Source organism: Bradyrhizobium sp. (genome assembly GCF_019242285.1).
Classification (GTDB): Bacteria; Pseudomonadota; Alphaproteobacteria; order Rhizobiales; family Xanthobacteraceae; genus Bradyrhizobium.
Genome location: NZ_JAFAVV010000813.1, coordinates 1 through 20,154 on the forward strand (window position 1 = coordinate 1; position 20,154 = coordinate 20,154).

Annotated in this window: 13 protein-coding genes and 1 tRNA gene; 7 read left to right on the forward strand and 7 right to left on the reverse strand. The window is 65.5% G+C overall.

The window, feature by feature from the left end:
* Window positions 1-73: 73 nt before the first annotated feature.
* The 3 genes from JOY90_RS33345 to JOY90_RS33355 all read right to left on the reverse strand — a co-directional run bounded on the left by JOY90_RS33345 (window position 74) and on the right by JOY90_RS33355 (window position 3,801).
* Window positions 74-149 (reverse strand) — tRNA-Lys (locus JOY90_RS33345).
* Window positions 150-323: 174 nt separating this feature from the next.
* Window positions 324-2,999: a glycosyltransferase gene (locus JOY90_RS33350; RefSeq protein WP_291695344.1), complete on the reverse strand. Its 2,676-nt coding sequence runs from the start codon at window positions 2,997-2,999 to the stop codon at window positions 324-326.
* 211 nt (window positions 3,000-3,210) lie between these two features.
* Complete coding sequence (locus JOY90_RS33355; protein ID WP_291695345.1) at window positions 3,211-3,801, reverse strand: beta-1-3, beta-1-6-glucan biosynthesis protein; 591 nt, start codon at window positions 3,799-3,801, stop codon at window positions 3,211-3,213.
* Between the two features lie 251 nt (window positions 3,802-4,052).
* Here JOY90_RS33355 and JOY90_RS33360 point away from each other — a divergent pair, with 251 nt between their 5' ends.
* Window positions 4,053-5,681, forward strand: a complete 1,629-nt coding sequence (locus tag JOY90_RS33360; protein WP_291695355.1) for a beta-(1-6) glucans synthase — start codon at window positions 4,053-4,055, stop codon at window positions 5,679-5,681.
* On the opposite strand, the gene JOY90_RS33365 is transcribed toward JOY90_RS33360, so the two are convergent.
* Both JOY90_RS33365 and JOY90_RS33370 read right to left on the reverse strand, forming a co-directional pair.
* Window positions 5,641-6,021, reverse strand: coding sequence for a hypothetical protein (locus JOY90_RS33365; RefSeq protein ID WP_291695346.1), 381 nt, complete (start codon window positions 6,019-6,021; stop codon window positions 5,641-5,643). The genes JOY90_RS33360 and JOY90_RS33365 overlap by 41 nt on opposite strands.
* A gap of 105 nt (window positions 6,022-6,126) precedes the next feature.
* Complete coding sequence (locus JOY90_RS33370) at window positions 6,127-7,581, reverse strand: hypothetical protein (RefSeq protein WP_291695347.1); 1,455 nt, start codon at window positions 7,579-7,581, stop codon at window positions 6,127-6,129.
* Window positions 7,582-7,734: 153 nt separating this feature from the next.
* Between JOY90_RS33370 and glmU the strand changes: the two genes are divergently transcribed.
* Window positions 7,735-9,096, forward strand: coding sequence for a bifunctional UDP-N-acetylglucosamine diphosphorylase/glucosamine-1-phosphate N-acetyltransferase GlmU (gene glmU / locus JOY90_RS33375; protein WP_291695348.1), 1,362 nt, complete (start codon window positions 7,735-7,737; stop codon window positions 9,094-9,096).
* Window positions 9,097-9,162: 66 nt separating this feature from the next.
* Here glmU and JOY90_RS33380 read toward each other — a convergent pair whose 3' ends face one another.
* Window positions 9,163-9,390, reverse strand: a complete 228-nt coding sequence (locus tag JOY90_RS33380) for a hypothetical protein (RefSeq protein ID WP_291695349.1) — start codon at window positions 9,388-9,390, stop codon at window positions 9,163-9,165.
* A 224-nt stretch (window positions 9,391-9,614) separates the two neighbouring features.
* Here JOY90_RS33380 and glmS point away from each other — a divergent pair, with 224 nt between their 5' ends.
* From glmS to JOY90_RS33395, 3 genes are all read left to right on the forward strand, one after another.
* Window positions 9,615-11,441 carry a glutamine--fructose-6-phosphate transaminase (isomerizing) gene (gene glmS, locus JOY90_RS33385; RefSeq protein WP_291695350.1) on the forward strand — a complete coding sequence of 609 codons (1,827 nt, stop codon included), beginning with the start codon at window positions 9,615-9,617 and terminating at the stop codon, window positions 11,439-11,441.
* An 88-nt stretch (window positions 11,442-11,529) separates the two neighbouring features.
* Window positions 11,530-12,327 carry a DUF502 domain-containing protein gene (locus JOY90_RS33390; RefSeq protein WP_291695351.1) on the forward strand — a complete coding sequence of 266 codons (798 nt, stop codon included), beginning with the start codon at window positions 11,530-11,532 and terminating at the stop codon, window positions 12,325-12,327.
* A gap of 177 nt (window positions 12,328-12,504) precedes the next feature.
* Window positions 12,505-14,388, forward strand: a complete 1,884-nt coding sequence (locus JOY90_RS33395; RefSeq protein ID WP_291695352.1) for an autotransporter domain-containing protein — start codon at window positions 12,505-12,507, stop codon at window positions 14,386-14,388.
* Window positions 14,389-14,405: 17 nt separating this feature from the next.
* Here the strand turns inward: JOY90_RS33395 and recG are convergent, their stop codons facing one another.
* Window positions 14,406-16,514 carry an ATP-dependent DNA helicase RecG gene (gene recG, locus JOY90_RS33400; protein WP_291695353.1) on the reverse strand — a complete coding sequence of 703 codons (2,109 nt, stop codon included), beginning with the start codon at window positions 16,512-16,514 and terminating at the stop codon, window positions 14,406-14,408.
* Between the two features lie 158 nt (window positions 16,515-16,672).
* On the opposite strand from recG, the gene JOY90_RS33405 reads away from it, so the two are divergent.
* Both JOY90_RS33405 and mfd read left to right on the forward strand, forming a co-directional pair.
* Complete coding sequence (locus JOY90_RS33405) at window positions 16,673-16,963, forward strand: succinate dehydrogenase assembly factor 2 (RefSeq protein WP_291695356.1); 291 nt, start codon at window positions 16,673-16,675, stop codon at window positions 16,961-16,963.
* The coding region (gene mfd / locus JOY90_RS33410; protein WP_291695354.1) for a transcription-repair coupling factor at window positions 16,960-20,154 on the forward strand (3,195 nt) is incomplete at its 3' end. The genes JOY90_RS33405 and mfd, both read left to right, overlap by 4 nt.

The window sequence follows — 20,154 nt, forward strand, 5'->3', positions numbered from 1 at the left end:
ACGCTTACCCAGCGCCTTACCCCGACAGATTGATGCCCTCCTGGAAGACGGTTTTTTCGCAGATGATTCAACGTGGTGAGCGCGCTGGGGCTCGAACCCAGGACCCCGTGATTAAAAGTCACGTGCTCTACCGGCTGAGCTACGCGCTCGCCTGGACGCGACGCAGTCCGCGTGACCGCCGTCGCCTTCCCGACTCTGGTTTTGCACGATCATCTCGGAAGACCGGTGGCCGCCCAGGCGCTGGGTGGGCTTCTTCCGGATCGTGCTCTCGGGCCGCTGTGTAGCGGGGTGGGGTGCGGCCGGTCAATAGCGGCCGCTCACCGTCAGTTGGCCTCGCGCCGAACCTCGCTTCGCACCGGCGTCGATGGCGGCAGCGGCGGCAGCGACACCGGCCGCAGGCCAATCAGCTCGGCCGTCCGGATACCGGTGTCGCGCCAGAACTGGAACGAGTTTAGCCGCGAGCTCTCCAGCACGGCGATTGCGACCGCCGACAGGAAGGGCAGGCTTTCCAAGACCAGCACGGCCGCGAAGATGTAGATTTCGCGGATCTGCTTGGTGCCGTTGGTGACCACCAGCACGCCGGCGCCGATCAGCAGCAGCACGCCGATCACGGCCTCCCAGAACGCCTGGAACTCGATCGACATCCGCGACAGCCCGCCCTTGGAGGTGCGGGCGAACGGCAGATGCTCGGTGATCAGACCCTGGGCGACCGCGCGCGACACCGTCCATTGCACCGACATCGCCGCCACCATCGCGCCCAGCATCTGCCAGGTCTTCACCGGCACCCGCAGGCGGTACATCACCAGGAAATGTCCGAGCGACACCAGGAACGCGGCGATGATCGGCAGCGTCAGGATCTTGTCGGGAATGGCGATCCCCGTGAACGCCACGATCGGCACCCAGATCAGGTTGAGGATCGCCACCACGACGCCGAGGCTCTCGGCGCCGAGCCAGTTCAACCAGCCCAGCGAGAATTCGCGCTTCTGGTCCGGCGTCAACCGGCTCTTGCCGGGCAGGAAGCGGCGCCAGTGCTTCTTGACGATCTGGAAGCCGCCATAGGCCCAGCGATGGCGCTGCTTCTTGAACGCCTCGTAGGTGTCGGGCAGGAGTCCGCGGCCGTAGCGGTGGTTGGTGTAGTGCGTGAGCCAGCCCTGCTCGATGATGGCAAGCCCGAGATCGGTGTCCTCGCAGATGGTATCGCCGGCCCAGCCGCCGGCCAGGTCCATCGCCGCGCGCCGGATCAGGCACATCGTGCCGTGCACGATGATCGCATTCTCCTCGTTGCGCTGGACCATGCCGATGTCGAAGAAGCCGGCATATTCGCCGTTCATCATATAGTGCATCAGCGACCTGTCGCCGTCGCGATGCTCCTGCGGCGCCTGCACCAGGCCGACACGGGGATCGGCGAAGACCGGCACGAGGTCCTTCAGCCAGTCCGGATCGACCACATAGTCGGCGTCGATGATGCCGATGATCTCGGCATCCGCCGCGGTGCGGTCCATCGCAATGCGCAGCGCGCCGGCCTTGAAGCCCTTGACCTTCTCCGCATTGATGAACTTGAAGCGTTCGCCGAGCGCGCGGCAATGATCCTGGATCGGCTGCCAGAACGCCGGGTCGGGCGTGTTGTTGATGATCACCACGCATTCGAAATTCGGATAGTCGAGCCGGGCGACCGCATCCAGCGTCTGTTTCAGCATCTCCGGCGGCTCGAAATAGGCCGGAATGTGAATCGAGACCTTGGGGAAGCTCAACTCCGCGCCCATGGTGGCGGGCGCGACTTGCGCCGGCTTGACGATCAGGCGGCGTGGCGGACGGCCGAAGGCCACCGCCGCGATCTCTTCGATCCGCGCCATCGCGATCAGGACCAGCGGCACCAGAAGGATCAGGCCGAGGATCAGGGCGAACGCCGACCCGAACACGAAGTAATGTCCGGCCCAATAGGCGAACACCGTGGCCGTCCAGGCGCCGACGGCGTTGGCGGAAGCGGACAACAGCACCGCCTGCATGAGGGTCGCCTCGGGCAGCCGCAGGATCGGCAGCGACATCAGGATGCCGACCAAGAGCGCGATGGTGGCGAGCTTCCAGTAGTCCGGATTGGCGATCGGACCGGTCCAGGAGAATTTCGCCTCCCGTGCCGCATTGAGGATGCCCCAATACGGGCCGACGCCGCCCTCGAAGAATTTCCAGGGCTGATCGATGCCCTCGACGATGTTGTACTCCATGCCGATGGCATCGGCACGGGTGACGAAATTGCGCAGCACCTGGGCCTGCTCGAACGGACCTGGATTGGCATTCAGCAGGTTATAGCCGGCGCTGGGCCAGCCGAATTCGGCGATCACCACCCGCTTGCCCGGAAATTTTTCGCGCAGCAGCTGGTAGAGGTAGAAGGCTTGGTCGACCGCCTGCTTGTCGGAGAAGTTCTCCCAATAGGGCAGGACGTGCGCGGCGATGAAATCGACGTTGGACGCGAGCTCCGGATAGTCGCGCCAGATGTTCCAGATCTCACCCGTGGTGACGGGAACGTTGACCGATTTCTTGACCCGCTTGATCAGCTCGATCAGGTCGTCGACCTTCTGCTCTCCGCGATAGATGGTTTCGTTGCCAACCACGACGCCGATGACGTTGCTGTTGCGCCGGGCGAGATTGATGGCGGCGTCGATCTCGCGCTCGTTGCGGTCCTTGTTCTTGTCGATCCAGGCGCCGACCGTGACCTTGAGGCCGAACTCGGCCGCGATCGGCGGCACGAGCTCGACGCCGCCCGTGGAAGAGTAGAGCCGGATCGCCCGTGTGATGGTCGACAGCTTCTTCATGTCGGCGCGGATGCGCTCGACGGTCGGGATGTTGTCGATGTCCGGATGGGCCGTCCCCTCGAACGGCGCATAGGAGACGCTGGGCAGCATGCCCGTGAAATCAGGAGCCTGACGCTTTTCCTGGAAAACGCCCCACAGCGCCGCATGGGCGGCACCGACGAACAGCAGAACGGCAACGATGGCACGCATCGCGACAAAACCAGACGGGGCGTAGTGGGAGGAAGCGAACCTGTCCCCTAGATTCGACCGACACGGCGGCAATACGAGGATAATCCTGCCACGCCATTAAACAACTGGTATGACGCCGTGGCGATTCTAAGGGGCGCGGTTTTTTTCAACGACCGCGCCGCCCGATCCGTTCCATCACAACACAAGGCCCGTGAACCCTGAATGAACCGGATCATTTGGTCGGCGACGCGGGCGTCGGCGACGGCTGCGGAGTTGCCGCGGGCGTTGCCGGGGCGGCCGATCCGGCCGTCGTGGGCGCTGGCGAGGAGGGCGCCGAGGGAGCTGCCGCCGCAGCAGCCTGTGGTTGCGCCTGCGGATTGATCCAGCAGGTGTGGACATGGTCGCTCAGGCTCCGCGGCACTTTGTCGTCGATCTCCGCGAGGAAACGGGTCAGGCAGCGGAATGCCGCCTGGATATGTCCACCCGGGCAGCCGAAGCGGTCATAGAGGTCGACATGGCGGAACGCGGTATCGAGATCGTCGCGATACATCAGTTGCACGACGCGTCGCCCGAGCCAGACGCATTCGGGATTGCCGCCCGGGCCGTTGATCGCATGGGCGGCTTCGGCGAACTCGTCGACCTTGTGCTGGTTGTCCTTGGCAGCGTCGTTCTGGTTGGGGGCTCCGGGCTTGCCGGACTGCTCCTGTGGCCGATTGTCGCCGCTCTGCGCGAAGCCGGGTCCGACCGCCAGCAGCAGGACGAGCCCGGGGGCCGCGAGATGGCGCAAGATCAGATTTCGCAAACGAAGCACCCGTAGACCCATAAATTCCCCGATTTCTTGCCAGCCTGTTGCCACCCTGCCGCCCAGCGGGCCCGGTGATGCCGTTCAAATGGGTCCCCATTGCGGCGAAGTGGCCAGCCAGTCCCATGACTGGAATTTCGGATTTTGTCCAGCAAAGCCACAACCGCCGGCTGGTAAAATGCCCGCGGCGTCGCGTCGCTTGGTCGAGTGCGCCCTGCGGGCCACTTGGCAGACGCCCACCGAGCAGCTAATCGACGGGCCCCGCCCGGAGGATCAAACCAATTTCCTTACGTACGCCGCTGGCGCTTCTGGTCATTTCCCTCTCCGCGATCGCCGCCGTGTGGTGGTGGCTGGCCACGCCAGTCACGCTCGCGCGCGCACCGATCGATCCCGACGCCAAGCTGCAATGCGTCTCCTACGCGCCGTTTCGCGGCTCGCAGACCCCGTTGCAATCCACGGCCCGCATCGATGCCGAGCAGATCGAGCAGGATCTGACGCAGCTCGCCAAGATCACCGACTGCGTGCGCACCTACTCGATCGAGAACGGCCTCGATCAGGTGCCGGGCATCGCCGCCAAGGTCGGCGGCCTGAAGGTCATGCAGGGCGTCTGGCTCGGCAGCGACCGGCTCAAGAACCTGAACCAGATCTCGACCGTCGTGCGTCTCACCAAGCAATATCCCGAGGTCATCACGTCCGTGGTCGTCGGCAACGAAGTGCTGCTGCGCGGGGAGATGACGACCTCGGACCTCGCCGCCAGTATTCGCGCGGTGAAGGCACAAGTCGCGGTGCCCGTCACCTATGCCGATGTCTGGGAGTTCTGGCTGCGCAATCGCGAAATCTACGATGCGGTCGACTTCATCACCATTCACATCCTGCCTTATTGGGAGGATTTTCCGATCCGCGCCAAGTTCGCCGCCGCCCATGTCGATTCGATCCGGCAGCAGATGGCGGTGGCGTTTCCGGGCAAGGAAATCCTGATCGGGGAGACCGGCTGGCCGAGCGAGGGGCGGATGCGGGAGGGGGCGTTGCCGTCGCGCACCAACCAGGCCCGCGTGGTGTCGGAAATCCTGCTGCTCGCCAAGCAGGAGAGTTTTCGCGTCAACCTGATCGAGGCCTATGACCAGCCCTGGAAGCGGCAGCTCGAGGGCACGGTCGGCGGCTACTGGGGCATGTACAATGCCGCGCAGCGCGCGCTGAAATATCCACCCGGTGTTCCGATCTCCAATTTCCCGCTCTGGAAATGGCAGATGGGCGCCGGCATGGGGCTCAGCCTGATCGTGTTCGTCTCGGCCTGGCTCACCACGAGTCGGCGGCCCTGGACGCCCCGTCTGTCATCCTGGATCGCGGTCTTTCTGTCGGCGACCACGGCTGGCATCCTGCTCGGGATTGCCGCCGACAAGATGTTCTATGAAAGCTACGGTATCGGCGGCTGGCTGCAATGGGGGGCGCTGCTCGCTGCCGCCGTGGTCGGATCGGTGCTGAGCGTCAATGCCGTGGTTTCGGGCCGGCCGTTGCCGACCTTGCTCGACATGTTCGGTCCACGCGGCGCGGGCGCGAGCCTGTCCTTGTCGATGTGGTGCCTGGGTGCCTGTCTTGCCGTGACCGCGGTGATCGGAAGCGAAACAGCGCTCGGCTTCGTGTTCGATCCGCGTTATCGGGATTTTCCCTATGCGACGTTCAGCATGGCGGTGGTGCCGTTCGCGAGCCTGCTTCTCAACCGTCCGTCCGGCGGAGCGCGTCCGATCGCGGAATCCGTATTTGCAGGGATCTTCGCGGCCTCGGCGGTCTACATTGGATTCAACGAAGGCCGGGACAATTGGCAGTCGCTGTGGACCTGCGCAACCTATCTGCTGTTTGCCGTCACGCTGTGGCGGGCGCGGGGCGTGCAAATCCCAAAATGAGCAGCCCGATCGCCAGACCGGACAGGGCGATGTTGTAGAGCACGATTCCGAGCCCCGCCGCGATCACCGCCCCGGTCAGGAGCACGATCGAGGGCCGGATGACGTGCAGCACCGCGATCACCAGCGCCACGATGCCGAACACCGAGTTCTTGAACAGCACCGTCGCCACCGCCCGCGACGTGCATAGCATGGTCCGCAGGCCGGCATCGCAGGCCAGCGCCACGGTCGAAAACTCGATCGCAAGATAGCGCAGGTACAGCGCGTAGCCGACCGTCAGGAAACCGACGACCAGTATCCATTGCACCTGATAGGGGGTTAGCCGGAACGGAGTCTTGTTCATGGGGCGCAATATGGTTGGGAACGCGTTCGCCGACAAGGCGTAAAGCGAGCTGCCGCATTGTTCAAGAGCTGGCCGCAACGGTTTGGTATTGCGGACCTTCTCGATCTATCGTTTGCCGCTGAACAGCGACGAGAAGGTCGAGCTCGAGGGAGCCGCCTCGGCGGGCTTTGGCGGCGCATCTTCCGTCCGGAAGTGTCGGGACGAGCCGCGCCGATAGTAGCCGGGTTTTGCCGGGACCGGCTTGGCGGTGGGCTGTGAGGGTCCGTCGTCGGCGGAGACGGCGAGGCGCTGGCCGTCAAATAGCGTGGTCTCGCAGGTTCGTTCGGCCTCCGCCAGGCTGGCGCAAATCCGCGCCGCGGCGGCGGCATCCTTGAGCGGCCCGGCCGCCAGATGCAGTTGCATGCCGAGCCCGGTGTTGCCCTCCCGGATCACGATGATCGGGCGCAACTCGGCCAGCTCGCCATTGGCCTTGACCAGCCCGCGCCAGAGCGCTCGCAGGCCGCCGACCGAATTGGCCGTGCCGAGATCGACCGCAAATTCGGTATGCTGGATCGCGACCTTGTCCGGGACGGCTTCAGTCCGCTCCTTGCCATCCCCGCCTTTGCTCCTGTCCGCATCCTTTGTTTCCTTGGCCCCGCTATCCTTGGCCTTGCCCTGGGGAGCGGCGGGCGTTGCCTCCGGCATTCGCGATGCTGGCGGGGCGGCATCGGCCGTTTTCGGAAGCTCCATCAGTTTCGACGCGCCGGGATCTGGGGGAGCCATGATCGATGGCGCGGCCATCAGCGGGGCGGGCGGCCCGGCAGGGCCCGCCGGCGGCGAAGGCGGCGCAGAGGCGGCGGGAGCACTGGCGGGAGCCGGAACCGACGGGAGCGGCGACGGGGCCGTGTCCGTGGCCCGATCGGATTTTGGGGCCGGCTCCGCTTTCACCTTTTCAGGTCGGACTTTTTCCGTCGGCAAGGCCATGGCCATCGGCCCGGGAGAGCTGGCCACGGTTGGCGGCGAGCCAGTCGACCCGGTCGCCAGTGCGGCGGCCGCCTGATTGAACGAGCTGGGCGAAGGGTCCGGCTGGGCCGGCGCAGCCGTGGCTACCGGGGCAATGGTGGCGGGTTTGGGCGCTGACGGAGCGGGCGCCGGAGGCGGCGCAGGCGCCGCTGCGCTTTGGGTGGTTTTCTGCCTGGCGATCGTCCCGGTGACCGAGTCCAGGCCCTGTTCGAGCACGGTCACGCGGGCGAAAAGTCGATCGCGGTCATTGTTCAGCGTGTCGATGGCTGACGAAAGCCGCCGCGCTTCGTTCTCGCTGGCGCGGGTCAGCGACTGGATCTGCTGATCCTGCCGCGCCAGATCGGCGACGGCGAGCTGGTCGCGGCGCCAGCCCAGCGACGATTGGTTGGCCAGGACAGCCGCGATCACCGCGCCGACCGCGGCCGCGCCCCAGGTTCCGATCCGCCAAAGGGTGCGGCGGTCGGAGGCATTCTCCTCGGCGAACAGTCCAGACAGCAGGGCGCCGCCGGCGTTCTCGGCTCCTAAGGGACCGGCCGCTCGGTTGGAATCCTTTGCCATACGACGTCCACGATTCCCTGAAACTCGACGAATCATGGCCAAACATTAACAGGATTTGGGCGCGTGACCTGAATCCCGGGCGTTTGCGGCCGGAGGAAAACGCTCTATGACGGCGTCGGGCGCGCGCAGGAAGCGTCCGGGAGAACTTCGCCGATGGGCGCTCGCTCAAGTCTGACTGTCGTGCTCGCGGCCGGCGAAGGCAGCCGCATGCGCTCACGCTTGCCGAAAGTGCTGCATCCTGTCGCAGGCCAGTCGCTGCTGGCCCACGTGCTCGGCGCCTCGCCAAGGGAACCTGGGGCCGCCCTAGCGGTGGTGATCGGCCCCGACCACCAAGCCGTCGCTGATGAGGCAAAGCGGCTCAGGCCGGATGCCGACATATTCGTGCAGCGTGAGCGGCTGGGCACCGCGCATGCGGTGCTGGCGGCGCGGGATGCGATCGCGCGCGGCGCCGACGAGCTGCTGGTCGTCTTTGGCGACACGCCGCTGATCTCCGCCGCGACCTTCGAGCGCCTGCGCGCGCCGCTGCGGAACGGCGCGACGCTCGCCGTGCTCGGGTTCCGTGCCGCCGACCCCACCGGCTATGGCCGCCTGTTGATGCAAGGCGACCGGCTGGTGGCGATCCGCGAGCACGCCGACGCCAGCGTCGAGGAGCGCGAGGTCAGGCTGTGCAATGCCGGTGTCATGACCTTCGACGGCCGAAAAGCGCTCGAGATCCTCGACAGGATCGGCAACGCCAACAGCAAGCACGAGTATTATCTGGTCGATGCCGTCGGCATCGTCGAGGAGATGGGATCGGAGGTCGTCGTGATCGAAACGGACGAAAACGAAGTGCGCGGCATCAACACCAAGGCCCAGCTTGCCGAGGCCGAAACCGTGATGCAGGCGCGGTTGCGCGCCGCCGCCATGGACGTAGGCGTCACGCTGATTGCGCCGGACACGGTCCATCTCTCGGCCGACACCAAATTCGGCACCGACGTGACCATCGAGCCGTTCGTGGTGATCGGGCCGGGCGTCACCATAGCGGATGGCGCCGTGATCCATTCCTTCTCCCACCTCGTGCAGTCCTCGATCGGCAGGAATGCCCAGGTCGGCCCGTTTGCGCGCCTGCGCCCGGGGACCTCGCTCGGCGACGGCGCCAAGATCGGCAATTTCGTCGAGGCCAAGGCCGCGACACTTCACGCCGGCGTCAAGGTCAACCATCTCTCCTATGTCGGCGATGCCGAGATCGGCGCCAACAGCAACATCGGCGCCGGCACCATCACTTGCAACTACGACGGCTTCTTCAAGCACAAGACGTCGATCGGAGAGGGCGCCTTCATAGGCACCAATTCGTCGCTGGTCGCACCGATCCGGATCGGCAATGGCGCCTATATCGGCTCGGGCTCGGTGATCACCAAGGACGTTCCCGATGATGCCATGGCGCTCGAGCGCACCGAGCAGAGCACCCGCGAGGGCGGGGCGGCGCGCTATCGCGAGGTCAAGCTGAGAAAGAAGGCCAAGCTCGCGGGGCGCTGACGAGCGCTGGCGCGTCGAGCGGCAAGTTCGCTTCATTTCTTGGCGAGTATGGTCGCTTGCCCCAAGTCAACTCTCTTCGCCTTCGAACTCGGCGAACATCGCGCGCGTCAGGCGCCAGCCTCGCCCCTTGTGACGCTCCACGGGCTCGCCGGGACGATTGATGGAGAGAACGGGCTTTGAGATGTGCTCGCGATTTGGCGGCGGCCAATGGGCAAGGTGCAGGCTCGAGGAGCTCGCCCGCACCTGCATCGCGCCAAGCCCTTTCGGATCGGGTGTCTTGCTGCCGCGTTTCATGAACGTATCTCCCGGTCTCATCGAATGGTTTGCCAAAGGCGTTGATGTCGCGTTAAAACGGCGCGGCCGGAACAGTGCTGCTGGATGCATTCGTTAAGCTTTTGATTTAACTCTGTCGCAATCCGCAATATTTTTTGAGTATCTCGACACCTGCGACTTTCGTTAAGAGAAACCAGCTTCAGGTGTTTTGAGAATCGTTTCGACAGTTGAGGGATATTGCCTGCATGTGCGGCATTGTCGGTATCTTGGGGCGCGGTCCAGTCGCCGAGCAGATCGTCGATTCGCTGAAGCGATTGGAATACCGCGGTTACGATTCCGCCGGCATCGCGACCATCGAAGGCGGCCGGCTCGACCGGCGTCGCGCCGAAGGCAAGCTGAAGAATCTCGAAGCGCGACTGCAGGCCTCTCCACTTTCCGGCCATACCGGCATCGGTCATACGCGCTGGGCCACCCACGGCAGACCGACCGAGAACAACGCGCATCCGCATGCCACCGAGCGCGTCGCGGTGGTTCACAACGGCATCATCGAGAACTTTCGCGAGCTGCGCGAGGGGCTCGAGAGCCGGGGCGCGATCTTCAAGACCGAAACCGACACCGAAACCGTGCTCCATCTCGTCGATGGCATGCTGCAACGGGGCATCGCGCCGGTGGATGCGGTGAAGGCGGCGCTGTCGCAGCTTCGTGGCGCATTCGCGCTCGGATTCATCTTCGCGGGCGACGACGACCTGATGATCGGCGCCCGCAACGGGCCGCCGCTCGCCATCGGCTTCGGCGAGGGTGAAATGTTTCTCGGCTCCGACGCGATCGCGCTTGGACCCTTCACGGACATGATCGCCTATCTCGAAGACGGCGACTGGGCCGTGATGACCCGCGACGGCGCCACCATCTACGACCGCCACGACGCGCTCGTGCATCGCGATGCATCCAAGCACAGCGCCGCCACCTCCTTGGTCGACAAGGCGAACTACCGCCATTTCATGGCCAAGGAGATCCACGAGCAGCCGGAGGTGGTCGGCCATACGCTGGCGCGCTATGTCGACATGGCGGCCGAGCGTGTCGCACTGCCCTTCAAGCTGCCGTTCGACTTCGGCGATATCCAGCGCATCTCGATCACCGCCTGCGGCACCGCAAGTTATGCCGGGTTCATCGCGAAATACTGGTTCGAGAAGCTCGCGCGCATTCCCGTCGAGCTCGACGTCGCCTCCGAGTTCCGTTACCGCGAGGCGCCGCTGCGCAAGGGCGATCTGGCGATCTTCATCTCCCAGTCCGGCGAGACCGCCGACACCTTGGCCGCGCTGCGCTATGCCAAGTCGCAAGGCCTCCACACGCTGTCGGTCGTCAACGTGCCGACTTCGACGATCGCCCGCGAGAGCGAGACCGTGGTGCCGACGCTCGCCGGCCCCGAGATCGGCGTCGCTTCGACCAAGGCCTTCACCTGCCAATTGATGGTGCTGGCGGCGCTTGCGGTCGCCGCGGGCAAGGTGCGGGGGGAAGTGTCGGAGGCCGATGAGACCAGGCTCGTGCATGGGCTCGTGGAAATTCCCCGCCTGATCGCGGCGGCGCTGGCCATCGAGCCGCAGATCGAGAAGCTCGCGCGCGACATCGCCAAGTCGAAGGATGTGCTCTATCTCGGCCGCGGCACCTCCTATCCGCTCGCCCTGGAGGGCGCGCTGAAGCTGAAGGAAATCTCCTACATCCACGCCGAAGGCTACGCCGCCGGCGAGCTCAAGCACGGGCCCATTGCGCTGATCGACGAAACCATGCCGGTCGTGGTGATCGCGCCGTTCGATCGGGTGTTCGAGAAGACCGTCTCGAACATGCAGGAAGTCGCCGCGCGCGGCGGCAACATCATCCTGATGACCGATGCCAAGGGAGCTGCGGAGGCGACGGTGGATTCGCTGTTGACGATCGTGTTGCCGGACATGGCCGCGACCTTCACGCCGATGGTCTATGCCATTCCGGTGCAGCTTCTCGCTTATCATACGGCCGTCGTCATGGGCACCGATGTCGATCAGCCGCGCAATCTCGCCAAGTCGGTGACCGTGGAATAGGCAGGGCGGGAGCTTGCCGGGGCGTCCCGCGCTCTTCAAATATCTGCTAGAATACATAGCTAGTATTTGAACTTTGCCCGGAACCCGAATGACCCCCCGCGACGAGCTGCCGCCTGCCGCATCGGAACCCCCAGCCGGACCTGCCACGCCGGTTACCTCTCATGGCATCATGGCGCGATTCCGAAACTATTTTCTCACCGGCCTGGTCGTCGCTGGGCCCGTTGCCATCACCCTTTATCTGACCTGGTGGTTCGTGACCTGGGTCGATGGTCTGGTCCGGCCGTTCGTGCCGACCGCCTATCGGCCAGAGACCTATCTGCCATTTGGCCTGCCCGGGTCCGGACTCATTGTCGCAGTGGTCGCGCTGACATTGCTCGGTTTCCTGACTGCCAACCTGATCGGCCGCACACTGGTCGATCTGGGAGAGAGTGTGCTCGGACGCATTCCAGCGGTGCGCGCGATCTATCGCGGCCTGAAGCAGGTGTTCGAAACCTTGTTCTCCGGCAAGGGTTCGAGCTTCCGCCGCGTCGGTCTCGTCGAGTTTCCCTCGCCCGGCATGTGGTCGATCGTCCTGATCTCGCAAGCGCCGAGCCCGGAGGTGGCCCGCAGCCTGCCGGGGGAGGAGGAGCACATCTCCGTGTTCCTGCCCTGCGCGCCGAATCCGACCACCGGCTTCTTCTTCTATGTGCCGAAGAGCAAGATCTTCGAGGTCGACATGAGCACGGAGGATGCGGCGACACTGATCATGTCCTGCGGCGTGGTGCAGCCCGGAGCGAATTCCGACCCGCAGAAGAAGGCTGCGGCCCTTGCCGGCATGGCGAACGCGGCCCGGATCGCCAACGGCGAGTCGTCGGCGCTGGCGCCGGTGACGGAGAAGGTGGATTGAACGCACAAACTCACCAGGGACTTGGTGAACAGTGACAGTGCATCGCAGTGCAGACTGAGACCTAAACACCACACCGTCGAAAATGCGTTCAGCAGGGCCGCTTCCCGGCTTGTCCGGTGGGAGCGATGTGTGGAAGCATTCGCTCAACCAAAAGTACAAGTAGTCGGGGAGGCGACAATGCAACCTGCGCGCGGGGCGGGACTGTTCGGCGTATCGATGCTGCTTGCAGGCGCAGCGCTGCTGCCGATGCAGGGCGAAGCCGGGGCCCAGGTCGCCTTCACCAAAATCCAGGCCTTTGGCGACAGCTACGCGGACATCGGCAATCTCTGGAAATTCACGGGCGGCATCGGCCAGTTTCCGCTCTATCCGACCGGGCGCTTCAGCGGCGGCACCAACTTCGTCGACACGACCTCCGCCTTGCTCGGAATTCCGCAACTCAACTTCGCCATCGGTGGCGCGAAGACCACTGGCAACACGGTTCTCGGCACCACGGGCGGCTTTCTTCAGGAAGTGCAGGGCCTGCTTGGACCAATAAGTATTGCACCCTCCGATCTCGTGGAGATCAGCATCGGCGGCAATGACGCCCGCCAATACTATCAGACTGGTGGGACACTTGCCGGCGTCCCCGGGGCGGCGGCGACCAGCGCCAACAACGCGATCAACGGCATCAATGCGCTGGTCGGCGACGGTGCGCGCACCATCGTCTTCACGGTCGGCGACGTCAGCGCCTTGCCGGAAGCCCAGGGCAATCCGAATGCGCCGGTCGGGTCGGCTTACAGCCAGACCTACAACAACCTGATGCAGATCGCGCTCGCCAACGTCGCGCGCTCCGGCGTTCGCGTCGAATATATCGACACCGGACTGCTCGGCACGCTGATCCAGGCCAATCCCGGCCGTTACGGCTTCACCAATACGGGCGCCTGTCCGGTTGCCTGCATCGGCAATCCGGCGCTGCAGAACCAGTTCCTGTTCTATGTCGACGGCATCCATCTGACTTCGCACGGCTTCGCCGTGCTCGGCGAGTACATCGTCAATCGCCTGCAGGCGCCGCTGACCTTCGCGCCGCAGGGCGATCTCGCCCAGATATCTGCGATGGGGTTCGCGTCGACCCTGTTCGGCAAGCTCGATCTGTTCCGCGAGACCGCCGGCTTCGGAGCGCCGATGAACGCCATGGCGGCCGACATGCGCCCGCCCTACACCAAGGCGCCGCCGCTTGCCCCGGTTGCGGTCAGCCCGTGGTCGTTCTACATGCAGGGCAATGGCGGCATCAGCGACCGCCAGGCCAATGTCGCCTCCGACGGCTTCCATCTCGACAGCGTCGGCGGCACCATCGGCGTCGAGTACCGGATCAACGCCAATGCCTTCGTCGGTTCGGCGTTCGACTATTCCAATCCCAGGGCCAACCTGTTCAACAACGCCGGCAGCACCAGTGCCAATTCCTACCAGCTCGGCTTCTACGGCGGCTGGGCCAATGCGCACTTCTTCGCCCAGGCGCTGGCGACCGTAGGCCTCCAGGACTATCGCAACAGCCGCCAGGGCGTGGTCGACACCATCACATCCAATCCGGACGGCCAGACGTTCGTAGTTGCCGGCAAGACCGGCTACCTCTTCGACGCCGGCCGGATGCAACTCGGGCCGATCGGCGGCCTGACCTATGCCCGCGCCCGGGTCAACGGCTATACCGAGGCCGGCGATCCCGTCCTGACACTGACGGTGGGATCGCAGACCGAGGAAGCTCTGATCGGCAGCGTCGGCATGCAGTTCCGGGCGCCGTTCACCATCAACGGCAAGACCATCAGTCCCTACCTCAACCTGACGGCGGAGGACGACTTCATCGGCAACGGCCGCCTGATCCAGTTCAGTGCGACCTCGGCGCCGTTGATCGTCAACAACTGGAACATCCCGAACGGCAGCTCGCAGAACCCGTACGGGCGGGTGACGGCCGGCGTGGTGGCGCCGCTCTGGAACAATGTCGCCTTCACCGCCAATGTGTCGCAGACCTTCGCGCGCCAGTTCGGCAACGATTTCTACGGCACCGGCGGCCTCAAAGTATCGTTCTGACGAACGTCGCATGCTGGTCACCCCGCCCCGAGCAGCGGGACGGCCTCGTCGCGCTCGAACAGATAGAGCAGGCAGCGCAGCGCCTCGCCGCGCTCGCCTGCGAGTTTTGGACTCTCCTTCATGATGCGCAGCGCCTCGTCACGCGCCTGGGTGATGAGCTGGGCGTGCACGTCGGGGCGGGCGATCCGGTAGCCGGGGAGGCCGCTCTGGCGCACACCGAGCACGTCGCCTTCGCCGCGCAGCCGCAGATCCTCCTCCGCGATGCGAAAGCCGTCGGTGGTCTCGCGGATCACCTTGAGCCGCGCTTTCGACATCTCGTTGAGCGGCTCACGATACAAGAGGAGACAGGTCGAGGCCTCGGCGCCGCGGCCGATCCGGCCGCGGAGCTGGTGCAGTTGCGCCAGCCCAAAACGCTCGGCGTTCTCGATCACCATGATGGTGGCCGCGGGCACATCGACGCCGACCTCGACCACGGTGGTGGCGACCAGCAGGCTGATCTCGTGGGCCGCGAAGGCGGCCATCATGCGATCCTTCTCCGCGCCCTTCATCTGGCCATGCACCAGGCCGACCTGCCCGCCGAACCGCTTCTGCAGACTCTCGTAGCGCTGGGTGGCGTCCGTGAGATGGTCGGCGCCCTGGGCCTCGCTTTCCTCGACCAGCGGACAGATCCAGTACACGAGCGTGCCGGCTGCCAGCGCGCGGCCGACCGCGTCCATGACGTCGTCGAGCCGGGACAGCGGCACCGCGCGGGTATCGATCGGCTGGCGTCCGGCCGGTTTCTCGCGCAATTCCGAGACGTCCATGTCGCCGAAATAAGTCAGGACCAGCGTGCGCGGGATTGGTGTTGCGCTCAGCACCAATACATCGACGGCCTCGCCCTTGGCGGTCAGCGCCAGCCGCTCGCGCACGCCAAAGCGGTGCTGCTCGTCGACCACGGCCAGCGCTAGCGCCTTGAACACCACGTCGTCCTGGATCAGCGCGTGGGTGCCGACCAGAAGGTCGATCTCGCCGGCCTCCAGGTGGGCCAGGAGCTCACGCCGTTCCTTGCCCTTCTCGCGCCCGGTCAGGATTGCGACCCGAAGCCCGGCGCGCTCGGCCAGCGGCGCCACGGTCTTGATATGTTGGCGCGCCAGGATCTCGGTCGGCGCCATCAGCGCGGCCTGCTTGCCGGCCTCGGCCACCGCGGCGGCAGCGAGCAGCGCCACCACGGTCTTCCCGGAGCCGACATCGCCCTGCAGCAGCCGCAGCATGCGCACCGGCTGTTGCAGATCCCCCGCAATCGCCGCCGCCGCCTGTCGTTGCGAGGCCGTGAGCGCATAGGGCAGAGCGTCGATGATCTTTCGACGCAGGTGACCGTCGCCGGCGTGGCGGTTGCCGGCCGGCCGCCGCAACTGCGCTCGCACCAGTGCCAGCGCCAGTTGTCCGGCGAGCAGTTCGTCGAAGGCAAGGCGCGACCAGAACGGCCCGTCGGGCAGGATGTCGGTCAATTCGACCGGCTGGTGCACGCGGTGCAGGGCTTCGTTGATCCCCGGAAAATGGCAGCGGCGGATCACCTCGGGGCTGATCCATTCCGGCAGCGCGGGCAGCTTTTGCAGGGCCTGCGCGATGGCCCGGCGCAGCGAGCCGAGCGCGAGGCCCTCGGTCAGCGGATAGACCGGATCGATGCCGGAGAGTTTTGCGAATGCCGTCTCGTCGACCACGCGTTCCGGGTGCACGATCTGCGGAATGCCGTCATACATCTGCAGCGTACCGGAAACGTAGCGCTTGGCGCCGACCGGCAGCAGCTTCTCCACATAGCCCGGCGCGCTGCGGAAATAGGTCAGCACGACGTCGCCGGTGCCGTCGCTGGCATAGACCAGATGCGGCGCGCGCGGATTGCGCGGCGGAGGCGGCCGATGCCGGTCAACGGTGACCTCCAGCGTCACCACGGTCCCCTGGACGGCGTCGCGGATTTTCGGCCGCATCCGCCGGTCGATCACGCTCGTCGGCAAGTGCAGCAGGAGGTCGACCAGCCGCGGCGTCTCCTCGCGCCCGAGAAGGTAGCGAAACAGCTTGTCCTGTTTCGGCCCGACCCCGGCGAGGCTCGTGACCGGTGCGAACAGCGGATTGAGGAGGAGAGGGCGCATCAGCGGGAATCCAGGATCGTTCGGTGGTCAAGTCGCGTGCTATGCGGTCGATCCACGGCTTTTTGCAAGGAGAGCGGGCTGACATTGGCCATTCTGCCCGCTATATGAACCGCGCCCGGCCCGTCCGGGCTTTTGGCGTTGGACTGGATTTGCAGATAATGACCGGATCGACACGATCGAGCGGCGGCCTCGATGACCGCCGCAAGCGGCTGCTGTTTCGCTGCTGGCACCGCGGTACCCGAGAAATGGACCTGGTGCTGGGCCGCTTTGCCGATGCGGAGATTTCCAGTCTCACGGACGAGGAACTCGGCCAGTTCGAACACCTTATCGAGCTGCCGGATCCCGACCTTTATGCCGCCCTGACCGGCGACCGCCGGCTGCCGCCCGAGCATGCCACCGCGCTGTTCGAGCGCATCAAGTCCTTTGTCGCGGTGGGTCACGACCGATGAAGCCATTTGCCAAATCTCCCGCCGAACTGCTCATTCCCGGCCGCTCGCTCACCCTTGCCAATGTCGCGGAGGGCGCCGAGGGCCTCGTCATCTCCGATCTCGCGCGCGCCATCGCAGCACGGCCGAAGCGGCCCGCGGTCAGCCTTGCCGTGGTCTGCCGCGACGGTCCCCGCATGCAGCAGTTGGCGCGGGCGCTCGAATTCTTCGCGCCCGACCTGCCCCTCATGCAGTTTCCGGCCTGGGACTGTCAGCCCTATGACCGGGTCTCGCCGCATGGCGGCATCCTCGCGCAGCGCGTCACCACCCTGGCGCGGCTTGCGCGGCTCGCCGGCAGCGACAAGCCGCTGATCGTGCTGACCACGGTGAACGCGATCGTGCAGCGGGTGCCGGCGCGCGAGGTCATGGCGGCGCAGGCGCTGTCGGTGGCGCCGGGGCATGTCGTGCCGATGGATTCCATCGTCGCCTGGCTCGAGCACAACGGCTACACCCGTTCCTCCACCGTGCGCGAGGCCGGCGAATATGCCGTCCGCGGCGGCATCCTCGATCTCTTTCCGGCCGGGCTCGACATGCCCGTGCGCTTCGACTTCTTCGGCGACTCGCTGGAGTCGATCCGCTCCTTCGATGCCGAGACCCAGCGCACCCATCTCGACATGCGTTCGCTCGACCTGGTGCCGATCTCGGAATTCCAGCTCGTGCCCGAGACCATCCGCCGCTTCCGGATGGGCTATGTCGCCGAGTTCGGCGCGCCCGAGCGCGACGACATGCTCTACGAGGCGGTCAGCGAAGGCCGCCGCCATCCCGGCATGGAGCATTGGCTGCCGCTGTTCCAGGAGCGGATGGAGACGCTGTTCGACTATCTCGGCGATGCGCCGGTCGTGATCGAGCCGCAGGGCGAGGACGCCGCGCGGGAGCGTTTCAAGCAGATCGCAGACTATTACGACGCGCGGCGCGAGGCGATGGAGCATCCGGGCGGCGGGGCGCTCTACAAGCCGCTGCCGCCGGACCGGCTTTATCTCACCGATGACGAATGGAGCAGGCGGCTCGCCGACGCGCCGCTCGCTCGGATGACGCCTTTCGCCGTTCCGGCCGAGGCCGGCGTGATCGATGCCGGCGCCCGGGCGGGGCGGAATTTCGCGCCCGAGCGCAACGACGCCAATGTCAACGTGTTCGAGGCCGTGGTGGCGCAGGTCCATACCTTGCAGGCGCAGCGTAAGAAGGTGGTGATCGCACTGTGGAGCGAGGGCTCGCGCGACCGCATGGCCAACATGCTGGCCGATCACAAGCTGCACAACGTCACGGCAGTCAATTCCTGGCGCACGGTGCAGGCCACCCCGCGCAACCAGACCATGCTTGCCGTGCTGGGCCTGGAAAGCGGTTTTGAGACCGATGACGTCGCCATCATCAGCGAGCAGGACATCCTCGGCGACCGGCTGGTGCGGCCACGCAAGGCGAACCGGAAGCTGGAGAACTTCATCTCCGAAGTCACGAGTCTGGCCTCCGGCGATCTCGTCGTGCATGTCGAACACGGCATCGGCCGCTTCGTCGGCCTGCAGACGCTCGACGTCGCCGGCGCGCCGCACGACTGTCTTGAGCTGCACTATGCGGCGGAGACAAAACTGTTCCTGCCGGTCGAGAACATCGAGCTCCTGTCGCGCTACGGCTCGGACCAGACCAATGCCGAGCTGGACCGGCTCGGCGGCACCGGCTGGCAGACTCGCAAGGCAAAGCTGAAGAACCGCATCCGCGAGATTGCGGGCGAGCTGATCAAGATCGCGGCCGAGCGGATGCTGCACGAGGCCCCAAAGCTGCCGGTGCAGGCGGGCCTTTATGACGAGTTCTGCGCCCGCTTCCCCTATGAGGAGACGGAGGATCAGGAGACCGCGATCCAGGCGACCTTGAAGGATCTCGAGGCCGGCCGGCCGATGGACCGGCTGATCTGCGGCGACGTCGGCTTCGGCAAGACCGAGGTCGCCCTGCGCGCGGCGTTCGCGGTCGCGCTCGACGGCAAACAGGTCGCCATCGTGGTGCCGACCACGCTGTTGGCGCGCCAGCACGCCAAGACCTTCACCGAGCGCTTCAAGGGCTTTCCGGTCAACGTCGCGCAGGCCTCGCGGCTGATCTCGCCGAAGGAGCTGACGCAGGTCAAGAAGGGGCTGACCGACGGCTCGATCGACATCGTGGTCGGCACCCATGCGCTGCTCGGCAAGTCGATCAAGTTCCGCGATCTCGGTCTGTTGATCGTCGACGAGGAGCAGCACTTTGGCGTCAGCCACAAGGAACGGCTGAAGCAGCTTCGCGCCGAGGTGCACGTGCTGACGCTGTCGGCGACCCCGATCCCGCGCACCCTGCAACTGGCGCTGACCGGCGTGCGCGAGCTCTCGATCATCGCCTCGCCGCCGGTCGATCGGCTCGCGGTCCGCACCTTCGTCGCGCCGCACGATCCCCTGATGATCCGCGAGGCGCTGCTGCGCGAGCGCTACCGCGGCGGCCAGGCCTTCTATGTCGTGCCGCGGATCGAGGATCTCGCCGGGGTGAAGGACTTCCTCGACAAGAATCTGCCGGAGATGAAGGTCGCGGTCGCCCATGGCCAGATGGCGCCGACCACGATCGAGGACATCATGTCGGCCTTCTACGACGGAAAATACGACATCCTGCTGTCGACCACGATCGTGGAAAGCGGCCTCGACATTCCCAACGCCAACACGCTGATCGTGCACCGCGCCGACATGTTCGGGCTGGCGCAGCTCTATCAGTTGCGCGGCCGGGTCGGGCGCTCGAAACTGCGCGCCTATGCGCTGTTCACGCTGCCGGCGCAGCAGAAGATCACGGCGCAGGCCGAGAAGCGCCTCACCGTGCTGCAGTCGCTGGAGAACCTCGGCGCCGGCTTCCAGCTCGCGTCCCACGATCTCGACATCCGCGGCGCCGGCAACCTGCTCGGCGAGGAGCAGTCGGGACACATCAAGGAGGTCGGCTTCGAATTGTACCAGTCGATGCTGGAGGAGGCGATCATCAATCTCAAGGCCGGCATCGCCGAGCCCGCCGCAGAACGCTGGTCGCCGCAGATCACGATCGGCATGCCGGTGCTGATCCCGGAGGACTATGTCTCCGATCTCTCGGTGCGGCTGTCGCTGTATCGCAGGCTGGCCGATTTCGAGACCGACGACGAGATCGACAATTTCGCCGCCGAGTTG

Coding starts and splice junctions, on each gene's coding strand:
- JOY90_RS33350 (WP_291695344.1), bottom strand. CDS start 2,999: ATGCGTGCCATCGTTGCCGTTCTGCTGTTCGTCGGTGCCGCCCATGCG.
- JOY90_RS33355 (WP_291695345.1), bottom strand. CDS start 3,801: ATGGGTCTACGGGTGCTTCGTTTGCGAAATCTGATCTTGCGCCATCTC.
- JOY90_RS33365 (WP_291695346.1), bottom strand. CDS start 6,021: ATGAACAAGACTCCGTTCCGGCTAACCCCCTATCAGGTGCAATGGATA.
- JOY90_RS33370 (WP_291695347.1), bottom strand. CDS start 7,581: ATGGCAAAGGATTCCAACCGAGCGGCCGGTCCCTTAGGAGCCGAGAAC.
- glmU (WP_291695348.1), top strand. CDS start 7,735: ATGGGCGCTCGCTCAAGTCTGACTGTCGTGCTCGCGGCCGGCGAAGGC.
- JOY90_RS33380 (WP_291695349.1), bottom strand. CDS start 9,390: ATGAAACGCGGCAGCAAGACACCCGATCCGAAAGGGCTTGGCGCGATG.
- glmS (WP_291695350.1), top strand. CDS start 9,615: ATGTGCGGCATTGTCGGTATCTTGGGGCGCGGTCCAGTCGCCGAGCAG.
- JOY90_RS33390 (WP_291695351.1), top strand. CDS start 11,530: ATGACCCCCCGCGACGAGCTGCCGCCTGCCGCATCGGAACCCCCAGCC.
- JOY90_RS33395 (WP_291695352.1), top strand. CDS start 12,505: ATGCAACCTGCGCGCGGGGCGGGACTGTTCGGCGTATCGATGCTGCTT.
- recG (WP_291695353.1), bottom strand. CDS start 16,514: ATGCGCCCTCTCCTCCTCAATCCGCTGTTCGCACCGGTCACGAGCCTC.
- JOY90_RS33405 (WP_291695356.1), top strand. CDS start 16,673: ATGACCGGATCGACACGATCGAGCGGCGGCCTCGATGACCGCCGCAAG.